A 12,210-nucleotide genomic window follows, 5' to 3' on the forward strand; every position below is an offset into this window, starting at 1 on the left:
TCCCTGAGCCATTCCGATTTTTCTTGTATCTACAAGTTCCATCAATCCATCTATCAGATTTGAAAGCCATAGATACCTTTGAACAGTCTTCCCGCTCTCGCCGGCTGCATTTCCAAGCTCATCAAGAGAATTTCCTTTAACACCGGGACTTTTAATCTGATCGTATTTCATACGGTAAGCGTGAGCTTTTTCACTGGGAAGGATATCTTCACGCTGGATATTCGTATCAACCATAAGACGGGTTGCAAGTTCATCAGAGTATTCTCTGATATATACAGGCATAGTCTTAAGTCCTGCAAGTTCTGCAGCACGTTTACGCCTGTGGCCTGCAATTATTTCGTATCCACCTTCATTAAGAGGTCTGACGATACCAGGCACAATAATTCCCTGCTCTTTGACGCTTGCAACCGTCTCTTCCATCTTTTCATCATCAAGTACTCTGAATGGATGATTATGGAACTCATGCAGGTCTTTTAAGGCAACTTCCACTATCTGCTCACCTTCCGAAGGTATTCCAAACAGATCATCAAACGCAGTGAGGCTGATATTATCAGAAGCTCTTTTCTTACTCATTATCAAGCACCTCCCCTACAAACGCTTCGTAGGCAATAGCTACGCTGCTTTTTGGTGATTGTTCATAAACGCTTATACCGTTTGCAACAGCTTCTTTAGCTTTTACAGATTCAGGAATTACAGTCTGAAAAATCTTAAGGTGCTGACCATAAGCTTCTTCCATCTTATTCATGATGTCCCTGGCAATGTTTGTCCTTCCATTTACTATGGTCAGAAGCACTCCCTCAATCTCAATCTTGCGGTTAAGTCTCTTCTTAACCTGTCCGATAGTTCTGATAATTTCCTGTAAGCCCTCTACACACAAGTATTCGGGTGGGGATGGGATCAGAACACTATCACAACAAGTCAGAGCGTTAAGAATCAGATTATCAACTCCGGGATTACAGTCTATGATGATGTAATCATATTTGCTGCGGATGCTGTCGATGTATTCCTCAAGGATATGCTCTTTGCTCATGACTTCATCAAGCTGCTGTTCCACTGCCCGCAGACTGTGATTACTTGGAAGTATGTCTATTCCCTCAGCATTGTGAATTATGCCTTCACCTTCGCTGATTTCTATTTCGTTAATAACCTTCTGAATTACTGTACCTACTGTATAAGGCAAATCCTTATTATTCCTTATACCAAGACCTAACGAAAGCGACCCTTGCGGATCCAGATCTATGATCAGGACTCTTTTTCCCTTTTTAACAAGTCCTATTCCTAAATTTGCGGCAGTAGTTGTTTTTGCTACCCCGCCTTTAATATTGGCTACAGATATCACTTTGCACATAATCTCCGTCCTCCCTTACTGGTTAACTGCTTTCTTTTCGCTGTTTGGATCAATAACTACATCCATATATTGCCTGAAATACTTCTTGGTTCCCTTATTAGGAAAAGCGTCAGACACGCTTATAACCTTAATTCTCTTATTTCTTTCGATACACCTTTTCATACGCTTGATCTCGCAGGTCGTTCCCTGCAATCTGACTTTGACCATCTTTCCATCCTCCCTGGTTTTAAAGTTTTTCCATGGGAGATTATGAAGTATATCCCGCCAAATGCACCTATCGCTGTAAAGGTCATATTTTGTAAGCCCTCCTTCCATGTTTTTATACGCAAAAAGGGATATCAGCATTTCTTGCCAATATCCCTATTTAAAGCCATCATTCGATGGTATCCATATTCACTTTTATATCCGGATTCTTTGTGTTCCCCGTCTCCAGTTCAAAAGCTACCGCCACGGTAATTTTCTGAATCAGGAGTTTTTCTTTGCGATTTTCTTCCACATAATTGAAGGAGAAAAACTCACAAAAGTGCGTAAATTCAAGGATTGTCAGGTATTCTGCTTTGTTAGCAGAACCACAGTCTCCACATGCCAGCACAGACATAACCATTGAAGATGCCAGCAATAATGATAATACTTTCTTTTTCATGTTACCCTCCTTTTATATATGTGAAAATATTTTTTATTTTATAAGGAAGTTAAGCCTCACTTTGTTCGGTAAGAAGTTTTTAGCTTCATAAGGAAGTTAAACCTCACTTCGTTCGGTTTAACGCGCTCGAACCAGCTTCGAAAAGACCTCAGCAGGTTCTCACAGCTCAGCCTTTTACAGCGCCCAGCATTGTTCCCTGAACAAGATATTTTTGTACCAAAGGCACTACCAGCATAATAGGTACTACAGAAACAACAATACATACATATCTAACCTGAATTGTTGACTGAGACAATGCACCCATGTTTATGTTGGTTGTCTGCATGATTTCCATTGAAGCCTGAAGCAGAATTCTTCTAAGGAATATCTGCAAAGGTTCCTTGGTCGAATCACTGATATACAGCATCGCTGAAAAGAAATCATTATATCTTGCTACAGCATAATAAAGCGTTAGCACAGCTAGTGTAGGCTTTATCAGCGGAACAGCTATCTTTGTAAGAATATAGAAATCATTGGCGCCTTCTATGGCCGCTTCTTCAAATAATTCCTCCGATATTGACTCAAAAGCCGATCTGCAGATCATAACGTTATAAGCTGATATAAGTACCGGCAGAATCATAACCAGTCTCGAATCATATAATCCAAGCTTTGTGACAATAATGTACACAGGGATAAGTCCGCCTGAAAAATACATGGTAAATGCTAATAGGAAATTCATTTGTTTCCTTAAGCAAAATCTTTTTCTTGATAATGGATAGGCTGCCAGGCATGTGAATACTACATTTAATACTGTTCCTACAACTGTATAGAAAAAAGTATTTCCATATGAAATCCACAGCTGTTTATAATTAAGTACTGTTTTAAGTGCTTCCAGATTCAAATCCACCGGAAAAAGCACTACTTTTCCCTGATTTACTGCCTGTCCCGAACTAAGCGAAACACTAAGAACATATATGAACGGATATACACAGACTACTACCGCAAAGAATAGGAATACCCATATGATAAGGTCAAATACTATATCCCCGACAGATCCGTGAAACTCTTTTCTTCTTTTTACACCTGTTTTCATACCTCAAATCCTCTTTTACCAAATAGCTGTATCTGTTACTTTTCTGCTGATTCTGTTAGCAATGAATACAATTACAAAATTGATCACAGAATTGAAAAGACCTACTGCAGTTGCATAGCTGTAATTGCTGCTCTGAATACCCTGACGATATACATAAGTCTGAATTACATCTGCAGTTTCATAAACTGCTGTGTTATAAAGAAGGTAAACCTTCTCAAATCCTACGCTCATCATTGTTCCCAGCGACATGATAAGTAAAAGAATGATTGTCGGTTTTATTGACGGTAACACCAGATGCCATATAACTTGCCTTCTATTGGCTCCATCCACATCCATGGCTTCGTACAAATCAGGTGAAATCCCCATGATCGCTGCCACGAAAATAATTGAATTAAATCCAAAGCTTTGCCATGATCCGGATATTACATATATCGGTCTGAACCACTGTGGAAGGTTCATAAAGTTTATGCTTTCAATTCCTATCATATTAAGGAGCTGATTGATGATTCCTCCTGACGGTGAAAGGAAATTGTTGATCATACCACATACAACTACAGTAGATATGAAATATGGAAGATATGTACTTACCTGTATTATTTTTCTGGCCTTTTTATTAGCCACCTGAGTTACTGCTATGGCAAAAAGAATCGGAATAGGAAAGCCGAATATAAGTGAAAAGAACTGCAAAAGGAATGTATTTCTTACAAGTCTTCCCAAATATATTGATCCAAAAAACTGTTTGAACCATTTAAGTCCAACCCATTTACTGGTATATATACCTGCAAATCCTGATCCAACCTGATACTGATTAAAGGCCATCACAATTCCCGTCATAGGAAGATAGCAAAAAACAAGATAATAAATCACAACAGGAATGATCATTATAAGCAGGTATCGATCTCTATATAAGAGCTGCTTCCAGGTCTTCTTTTTTTTATCGTTTGACATCAAAAAACCTCCCCTGTAAATCTGATAAGCAGATTTTACACACGGAAGGTTTTTGTTGTATAGAAACAATTTTTTCTAAAGGTTCATTTCTTGCGAGCCGCATATTCAGAAGGATTCAGGCCAGTCTGGGCTTTAAAGTTTCTTCTGAAGGTAAGTTGGTTTTCATAACCTACTCTTACTCCTATTTCAGAAATCGGCATCGCATTCTGTTCAATTAACTCCACAGCCTTTTCTATTCTCTTACTCTGTATAAACTGCAGATATGTAGCATTGTAACGCTGCTTAAATAAAAGAAGCAGATATTTATTACTCACATCAAACTTATCTGACAACTGCTGCAATGATATATTGGGATCACAATAGTTCTCCTCAACATATTTAATTATCTCATCATCTAATTTGGTCTCTTCTTTTTTCTCACGTTCATTTTTTTCCAAGAGATCAATTATTGAAATCAGCGCTGCATCGTAGTAATCAAATATTTCCTGAAGGCTCATAAGTTCGCTTACGCGCTGTATGCTCAAATGAACTGTCGTAAGACCTGACACTTTTCTTATGGTCTTCATCATTGTCAGATAAAAATCCTCTGCCAAAGATTTATAAACTTCTGCTGATGCATCAAGTTCAAGATTTGTTTTATAGATATCAAAAAGAAGTTCATGGATTCCATACTTATCTTTATTTTCAAGACAGGTTCTGAGTTTTTCTTTAAAGCCTGTAGGAAGGTAATAATCAACACTTTGCCTTGGAAATTCTTCTACAAAAAATATTTCTCCACGACCATCATGCAATATACCATCAAGTGCTGATGACGCTCCTTCGCACGCGGACTTTAGTTCAGATATATCTTCTCTGACAACATCTACACCCATCGTTACTATGATATGCTCTTTTTCAACCGATGATTGAATAAGCTTATGGATACCATAGAATATGTCATCGATATCTCTTTTTTCATCAAAGCTAAGAATGAGATAAGCTGTATTCTTGTTACTAAAGTACCATGTAATATGCATATCTTCTGCTGTCCATGTGGCAGAAACCTGTTTGAAAAGATTCTCTAAATCTTTATGGCTTATTTCTTTTACATTTTTTGACCACTCATATGCAAAGTTCAGAATTGATACAATATAATATGGGTGCTTTAAATCGAGGAAATCTTCTTCTGAAAGAACTCCTAATTTTTCTTCTCCGGCCTGTCCGGACACAATAGCCTGAAACATGCCTGCACCCGCATACGGAGTGATTGTGAGCATTTTTTCTCTATAGCTGTTCTTTTCACCGATAAGATCCTGAATTCCATTGATTATGGAATTCATCTCATTATCATCATTAGCTGTCTGCGATTTTTTTTCGGAGCCAACCATTTTGCCCAGATAGTCGATAGGTTTGTAATATCTTTTACTCTCCCAATAAGCAATCCACACAAACAAAAGAGTTACTATTACAAGCACAGTAAGCATTCCAATAAGAATATTATTTCCCTTGATAAAGGAATACTCTCCATCAAAGAGCTCATATGTAAAATCATTGTCCCCTTGGAAAAGAAGTATGGGCTCTCTGTCATCAATATTTCCCACAGACAAAAGCTCTTTTCCCTGATATGAAATCCTTATAGCCTGATTATCTCCGAGTGCATTTGCAACATTGTCCAGAGTTTTTGAAAGGTCAATCAGTACGCAGCAAAGCCCTACTTCCGTTCCGGTTCTGTACGTGTAGCTATCCCAGTAAAGAAGTCCTTCTTTAGCAAAATAGTACCGCTGATTATTTTCAATATTTATCGAATCAGCGATACTACTATTCATAAATGCCGGAACCGAAAAGCTCTGCTTCTCAAAGGGCTTGTCCATGTATATGGGACCGCCTGCAGACCATGCCCTATTGCTTCCATAAAGAAATATTGTGGTGCTGTATATGGAATCTCCACGCAGCGCCCACAGGGAGCGTATCTCTTTTTGTACCTCGTAATCTTCATATGTATCCAAGGGATCATCTATTCTGGAAGCCATATAAAGATTCTTCATAGTGGTGGAATACCTGAGATCTCTGACAGTATCTTTGGCATCTGTCAGGATCTCATCCATGATATTCGTCACCTCTCGTATAATAAGATCATGTTCCCATTCTCTCTGACTGTTTGCAATCTGACGGCTCTGATAAATAAGCGAAGTCGTAAACAGCATTGTACTTATAACAATTATAAGAATGTAGCTAAAAAACATTCGCCTAAATACTTTGCTTTGGAACATTATTTATTCTCTCCGGATTAATATGCTCTTCCCCAATAAACCATCTTTGTAGCAGGTTTTCCACAAACCACGCAGGTTTCTGAAAGTTTTTCCTGCTCAAATGGGATACAACGGCTGGTTACGTTGTAATCTTCTTTGATCTTGTCTTCACACTCGCGGCATCCACACCACATAGCTTTTACAAAGCCCTTTGTCTCTTTGAAGGCTTCTGCAAACTCTTCTTTGTTGTGTGCTGCAAATGTGTGTGCCTCAAGGTGCTTTTTAGCTCTGTCGAACATATCCTTCTGGATCTGATCAAGGAGCTCGCCTACCTTTGCAGGTACATCGCTTATAGCACATTCAATCTTTTCTCTTGTGTCACGACGAACAAGTACGCACTTTCCTGCTTCAAGGTCCTTAGGTCCGATCTCGATACGAACCGGGATACCTCTCATCTCCTGCTCTGAGAACTTATAGCCAGGAGTTCTGTCTGTATCGTCTGTCTTTACTCTGAATGCTGAAAGGCTCTTTGCAATATCGTAAGCTGCATCTAAAACGCCTTCCTTCTTCTGCTGGATAGGAATAACAACAACCTGGATTGGAGCGATCTTAGGAGGTACTACAAGTCCTGAGTTGTCTCCGTGAACCATGATCATAGCTCCGATTGTACGTGTTGTAAGTCCCCATGATGTCTGGTTTACATAATGAAGCTGGTTGTCTTTTCCTGCATACTGAATTCCAAATGCCTTGGCAAATCCATCACCAAAGTTATGGCTTGTAGCACTCTGAAGTGCTCTACCATCATGCATAAGAGCTTCTACTGTATAAGTAGCTTCTGCTCCCGCAAACTTCTCTTTATCTGTTTTCTGTCCCTTGATTACAGGAATAGCCATATCGTTTTCAAGGAAATCAGCATATACGTTAAGCATCTGCTGTGTACGCTCTTCAGCCTCTTCAAAAGTAGCGTGAGCTGTATGTCCTTCCTGCCAGAGGAACTCTCTGCTTCTAAGGAAAGGTCTTGTCTCTTTTTCCCAGCGAACAACGCTGCACCACTGATTTAATACCTGTGGAAGGTCTTTATATGAATGAATCTCTCCCTTGTAGTAGTCACAGAAAAGAGTTTCTGATGTAGGTCTTACGCAGAATCTTTCAGTAAGTGGCTCAAGTCCGCCATGTGTAACCCATGCTACTTCCGGAGCAAAACCTTCAACGTGATCCTTCTCCTTCTGAAGAAGAGACTCAGGAATAAACATTGGAAGATATGCGTTCTGAACTCCTGTCTCCTTAAATCTTGCATCAAGGTGCTTCTGAATAAGCTCCCAGATTGCGTATCCTGCAGGCTTAATTACCATACATCCCTTAATGTTAGAGTAGCTAACCAGGTCAGCCTTGATACATACGTCTGTGTACCATTGTGTGAAATCCTCATCCATAGATGTAATCTCAGCTACAAGTTTCTTGTTGTCTGCCATTTTTCTTTCTCCTTTAATAACGCTAGTTTATTATCTGACTTACTCCGACCGGATGCTGATACCGTAACTCAGCAAAATACGCTTCGAACGGTATCATGCTCCTTTTAATCTATGAAGTGGATACGAAAAATAATTAAAAAAAGCCTTCGCATCCCTATAAACAGGGACCGAAGGCTAGTCGGCGGTACCACCCTATTTAAATCTGCATCCAATTAGCAGATTTCACTTCATTGACACCCTTAACGCGGGAAACGCTGTGTTTACGCATAATCGCAAAAAATGTTTTCACACAGGACTCCAAGGCAGGTTCACTAAGCTATCGTAAGAGCTCGCACCAACCGCTCTCTCTCTGAAACGCATCGCTAAATTACTATTCCTCTTCAACGTCTATAAATATGTTTAAAAATGATTTTATTAACAATTTTATTTATTGTCAACATCTTATCTGTTCATCTTGATATCTTATTCAAGACAACGTGTCCATGAGTTCTTTGTTATGACTATTTATCTGTTTAATTCACTTGTAGGCCCAACTGACTTATGATTCTTAATGATGCTGTCAATTTCTCTAAGGTCACTTGCAGGCAGATCTCCGGGAATTGTGTTCTTTACACTTGATGTAGCATTACCGTACTCAAGCGCTTTTTCTACATCGTCGTATTTGAGGAGTCCGTAAAGCACACCAGACACATAGGCATCACCTGAACCGATTCTGTCGATAACATCAATGTCCTTATATGGCTGTTCTGTGTAGAACTTATCCTTGGTTGCATCATATATTGTTGAAGTAAAGTTGTGCTTCCTCGGGCTTATTACTTCTCTCTGAGTTGTGCATACTACCTTAACAGGGTACTCAGTAGTATAACTCTTCATAATATCAGAAAGATCGCCCTCTTTCTGCATCATGCGGCGCGAAGTCTCTTCAGAAACAAAGAGAATATCAACATATGGCAATATATGCTTTATTGCTGCTCTTGCCTCTTCCTCGCTCCAAAGATTGGCTCTGTAATTGCAGTCAAAAGAAACCAATGCTCCGCCCTTTTTAAATCGCTTAATAAGTTCTGTTGTAACTTCACAGGTATTTTTATTAAGCGCAAGTGTAATTCCACTGGTGTGGAACATTCTTGCTGATGTATAAACATCTTCTGGGATCTCATCCAAAGAAATCCTGGTCATAGAAGAATTTTTTCTGTCATATACAATTGAAGGTTTTCTGGGTGCCGCACCGTTCTCATAATAATAGATTCCGAGTCTTGCATCATCTGAATCATCATATATAAGATAATCATCTGATACACCTTCAAATCTTATCCTATTCTTGATAAATGTTCCCAGTGCATTCTGTGGAAGCTTGGAAATAACGCCTGTGCGCAGTCCCAAAAGAGCAACTCCTGATGCAACGTTAAGCTCTGAACCGCCGGCTCTCTTATCAAAAATATCACCTCTTGTCATTCTCTCATAATTTGGGGGTGATAGCCTAAGCATTATCTCACCAAGTGTAATTAGATCAAAGTTTTTTTCTCCCATTTTAATACCCTCCTTCCTATATTTTAAATCATAAATCCCACAAGCCCAAAATGAAAGTGCTTACATTTTATAAATCTTGCAAATACTGAATGTTTATCGCCGTTCAATTTTTTCCACTTTTTGTATCGTGTAAGCACTTACATAGCATGCAATATTAATGTATCATAACATCATCAGTTGCGAACTGATACTTAATAAGCCGATTTACGTTCGCCATAACGTATTTCCTTTATAAAAACCTCTAACACAAAAAGAAGACTGTCCCCAACAGTCTTCTTTTGCATTATACAAAACTATACTTTTTTGCGAGTGGCATAAAATCCAGAAGTGCCCATACCTTTGGATAGATCTCGGAGTATTCGCATCTGCTGATCTACTCATTCTGGATACACTATCAAATACAATAATATCTCCAGTTTTCACACTTCCTACATTCCGGGAATAGTATTTCAGCTGCTTTTAATACATCCTCTCGTGGCTTACAGCTTTGGTACAAAATTATAGTAACGTTATATTTGGTACTGTTACTATAAAAAGGAAGGACCAGATTAAAATCTGGTCCGGACTGAAATATTAGATCATTTTTTGCAAGATAATATTCGGATAAACGACTACCAATTATAAAAAGTCTACAACTAATATGCACTTTTTATGCATCTTCTTTATATTGCGCCCATTACTCACCAGTCTCGACTTCTTTTATATCTTCTGACTGGTCTATAGTCAGATCAAAGCCATCAAACATCTCATTATCAGGCAGTTTCATTTCAAATCCCTGGGTATAATCCAATGCAAGATCAGCCTTATCAATATTCAGGCCAAGTACATGGCCTCCTTTTTCCCTGTCTTTTGAAATAAAGTGCAGATGCCATCCTGCCGCATTTAACTTATCCATATATGGCGGACAGTATAATCCCACCACTGTTCCTTCTATATCGGAATAATCAAAAAATGTCTGGTCTGTCTCAAGAACCTTTGCAAGTGGCTTATAAGGTTCGTTTTGCTTATATTCGCTGCGGACATTCATCTCCTTAAATTTACCATCGATTCGTATAACGCAGAACCCATTCGGGAGTTTCCCTTCAAGTTTTTCATTCAGCAGCTCCTTTAATGCGTCAATATCAGTGATTCCTTCGAGCGTTACATTTTCATCCTCGTCAAAGAAAGTCACATTTGAAAAAGGGATTGTCTCATCATCGCTTACCTTTTCGACTAAGCCATCACTCTTTGCTTTATAAACAACACCGTCAAGTACTATCATCTCGCCATCAAGTCCGTCAAAAGTACCAAGCCCGGTATCTCCGTTCTGTTTAAGTTCTCCGGCAGTAATACTGCCATGATAATCACCGAAGGTTAAACCCTGAAGCAATGAAACCTGAAACAGAACCTCACGGTCTGCCCCTTCTCCACTCCCTCCGGTGCTTCCGGACGAAGCACATGCCGTAAACGACAAGACAGCTGCCATCATAATCGGTGCTAAAACCAGTTTCTTTCTCATTTTTGCCCCCTTATATTCGCAAAAGCCTTTAAATTGTTCCTCATGGTTGTGTCATAAGTATCTTTATCAGTTCTGTGAAGTCTGCTATTTCCTGGACAGTTGTGTATTCTTCAGTTGTATGTATGTTATGCATGGGACCGTATATATTTAGTCCGTCCATTCCGTGTTTTATCAAAGAATTTATATCACTTCCTCCAAAGGATTTCTTTGCCACGGCTCTCCTTCCCTGTTTCTCTAATGCTCTCTTATATCTATCCAAAGCACTTCCTTCTGCGGCTTCGGGATCTATCCTGTAAACGGTGATTCTTTCTTTTTTATCTATGCAAAGCTCTGCACCTGCTCTATTCGCTTCTTCTGAAAAAATGCTTTCTACTAAGTCTATTGTCCGATGTGCATCTTCATGGACACCGCTTCTTATCTCACCTTTTATAAAACAGTTTTCCGGAACAGCGTTGGTAACACTTCCGCCTTCTATTATTCCGATATTCAGCGTGGTGTGATCATCAGCCCACCCCTGCTTTATTCTGCTGATTGCAGCAGCTGCTACTGCTATTGCATTTATTCCATTTTCAGGCTCATAACCAGCGTGGGAAGCCTTACCCTTTATATGTACTTCGAATGAAATGAGTGTCGGCTCGCAGGATGAATAGACTCCATATTCTCCGCTGCAGTCGGGAGCAAAGGCTATCCTGGAGCGAATCCTTGAATAATTAAGAGCCGCGCTTCCAAGGCCGTAAACCTCTTCTGCCACCGTAAACAGAAACTCTATTGGCGGATGATCCAGATTTTCCTCGATTACTCTGGTGTACGCCTCGATAATTCCTGCTATGCCAACCCTGTCATCTGCTCCCAAGACAGTCGTATGATCGCTTGTGATTGTTCCGCCGTCATTTAATATGATCTTCTTATTGTTCCCCGGAGATACGGTGTCCATATGTGCACAGAACAGAATAGGCTCAGAGTCTGCATACTTTCCCCGCCCCTCTGCAAAGCCATACAAATTCCCACAGTTACCACCGATCTTACCGGCAATATCATCCTCTATAAGCTTTATTCCCAGCTTTTGGAACTCTGCTATAAGATAATCAGCGACAAGCCTCTCATTAAAGGATTCACCGTCTACCAGCGCAAGCTCTGTAAATCTGTCTACTACTCTCTTGTCATTTTCTCTCATAGAAAATTGCTCCTGCTATCCTCTCATAAGTAAGCTTAGGTTTGCCAAATCAAGCTTTAGGTGGCATCAATCCCCCTTTAATTATACTATATTATAGGCGTTTGTGAAACGCCAAAAGCTGCATAAATACGGCACTTTTGCTCTATAAAAAATGAATACCCCCTCACCGGATATGGTACAATAGAATTGACGAGAAACCACTGACCAATACCAAGAAAGGAGTTATTCTGATATATATGATACCATATAAACAGCTTTCTTTGGCTGATATCTATGCAGATTGCCAAGATAAATTTGAAA

The 12,210-nt window shown here is 39.5% G+C and carries 12 protein-coding genes and 1 other annotated feature; all 12 genes read right to left on the minus strand.

Annotated features, from left to right (window positions below):
- Positions 1-573: ParB/RepB/Spo0J family partition protein (locus J6O61_RS08565; RefSeq protein ID WP_292211955.1), on the minus strand; the 573-nt coding region annotated here is incomplete at its 3' end.
- Positions 566-1,348 (minus strand): ParA family protein, encoded by a 783-nt coding sequence (locus J6O61_RS08570; RefSeq protein ID WP_292211957.1) that lies wholly within the window; start codon positions 1,346-1,348, stop codon positions 566-568. The genes J6O61_RS08565 and J6O61_RS08570, both read right to left, overlap by 8 nt.
- A gap of 15 nt (positions 1,349-1,363) precedes the next feature.
- A complete protein-coding gene (locus J6O61_RS19460) occupies positions 1,364-1,663 on the minus strand; it encodes a hypothetical protein (RefSeq protein WP_330613755.1) in 300 nt (99 codons plus the stop codon).
- A 58-nt stretch (positions 1,664-1,721) separates the two neighbouring features.
- Complete coding sequence (locus J6O61_RS08580) at positions 1,722-1,991, minus strand: hypothetical protein (protein ID WP_292211959.1); 270 nt, start codon at positions 1,989-1,991, stop codon at positions 1,722-1,724.
- 166 nt (positions 1,992-2,157) lie between these two features.
- Entirely contained in the window at positions 2,158-3,063 is a 906-nt protein-coding gene (locus tag J6O61_RS08585; protein ID WP_292211961.1) for a carbohydrate ABC transporter permease, read from the minus strand.
- A 15-nt stretch (positions 3,064-3,078) separates the two neighbouring features.
- Entirely contained in the window at positions 3,079-4,011 is a 933-nt protein-coding gene (locus J6O61_RS08590) for an ABC transporter permease (RefSeq protein WP_292211964.1), read from the minus strand.
- 83 nt (positions 4,012-4,094) lie between these two features.
- The gene (locus tag J6O61_RS08595) at positions 4,095-6,233 is read right to left on the minus strand and encodes a helix-turn-helix domain-containing protein (protein WP_292211967.1); all 2,139 of its coding nucleotides are present in this window, start codon (positions 6,231-6,233) and stop codon (positions 4,095-4,097) included.
- 44 nt (positions 6,234-6,277) lie between these two features.
- Positions 6,278-7,711 (minus strand): proline--tRNA ligase, encoded by a 1,434-nt coding sequence (proS, locus tag J6O61_RS08600; protein WP_292211969.1) that lies wholly within the window; start codon positions 7,709-7,711, stop codon positions 6,278-6,280.
- A 159-nt stretch (positions 7,712-7,870) separates the two neighbouring features.
- Positions 7,871-8,104: a binding site (T-box leader), on the minus strand.
- A 111-nt stretch (positions 8,105-8,215) separates the two neighbouring features.
- Positions 8,216-9,238: a sugar kinase gene (locus J6O61_RS08605; RefSeq protein ID WP_292211972.1), complete on the minus strand. Its 1,023-nt coding sequence runs from the start codon at positions 9,236-9,238 to the stop codon at positions 8,216-8,218.
- Between the two features lie 676 nt (positions 9,239-9,914).
- The gene (gene budA / locus J6O61_RS08610) at positions 9,915-10,736 is read right to left on the minus strand and encodes an acetolactate decarboxylase (RefSeq protein ID WP_083413589.1); all 822 of its coding nucleotides are present in this window, start codon (positions 10,734-10,736) and stop codon (positions 9,915-9,917) included.
- A gap of 40 nt (positions 10,737-10,776) precedes the next feature.
- Positions 10,777-11,910 carry a M20/M25/M40 family metallo-hydrolase gene (locus tag J6O61_RS08615; protein WP_292211978.1) on the minus strand — a complete coding sequence of 378 codons (1,134 nt, stop codon included), beginning with the start codon at positions 11,908-11,910 and terminating at the stop codon, positions 10,777-10,779.
- Positions 11,911-11,996: 86 nt separating this feature from the next.
- Positions 11,997-12,210 (minus strand): hypothetical protein (locus J6O61_RS08620; RefSeq protein ID WP_292211980.1); only part of this gene is annotated, 214 nt, incomplete at its 5' end.

Source organism: Butyrivibrio sp. (assembly GCF_017635265.1).
GTDB lineage: Bacteria > Bacillota > Clostridia > Lachnospirales > Lachnospiraceae > Butyrivibrio.

Bases quoted from the DNA above. Each gene is read 5' to 3' on its own strand.
- J6O61_RS08615 (WP_292211978.1), bottom strand. From the start codon at position 11,910: ATGAGAGAAAATGACAAGAGAGTAGTAGACAGATTTACAGAGCTTGCG.
- J6O61_RS08585 (WP_292211961.1), bottom strand. From the start codon at position 3,063: ATGAAAACAGGTGTAAAAAGAAGAAAAGAGTTTCACGGATCTGTCGGG.
- J6O61_RS08580 (WP_292211959.1), bottom strand. From the start codon at position 1,991: ATGAAAAAGAAAGTATTATCATTATTGCTGGCATCTTCAATGGTTATG.
- J6O61_RS19460 (WP_330613755.1), bottom strand. From the start codon at position 1,663: ATGGAAGGAGGGCTTACAAAATATGACCTTTACAGCGATAGGTGCATT.
- J6O61_RS08595 (WP_292211967.1), bottom strand. From the start codon at position 6,233: ATGTTTTTTAGCTACATTCTTATAATTGTTATAAGTACAATGCTGTTT.
- proS (WP_292211969.1), bottom strand. From the start codon at position 7,711: ATGGCAGACAACAAGAAACTTGTAGCTGAGATTACATCTATGGATGAG.
- budA (WP_083413589.1), bottom strand. From the start codon at position 10,736: ATGAGAAAGAAACTGGTTTTAGCACCGATTATGATGGCAGCTGTCTTG.
- J6O61_RS08590 (WP_292211964.1), bottom strand. From the start codon at position 4,011: ATGTCAAACGATAAAAAAAAGAAGACCTGGAAGCAGCTCTTATATAGA.
- J6O61_RS08605 (WP_292211972.1), bottom strand. From the start codon at position 9,238: ATGGGAGAAAAAAACTTTGATCTAATTACACTTGGTGAGATAATGCTT.
- J6O61_RS08570 (WP_292211957.1), bottom strand. From the start codon at position 1,348: ATGTGCAAAGTGATATCTGTAGCCAATATTAAAGGCGGGGTAGCAAAA.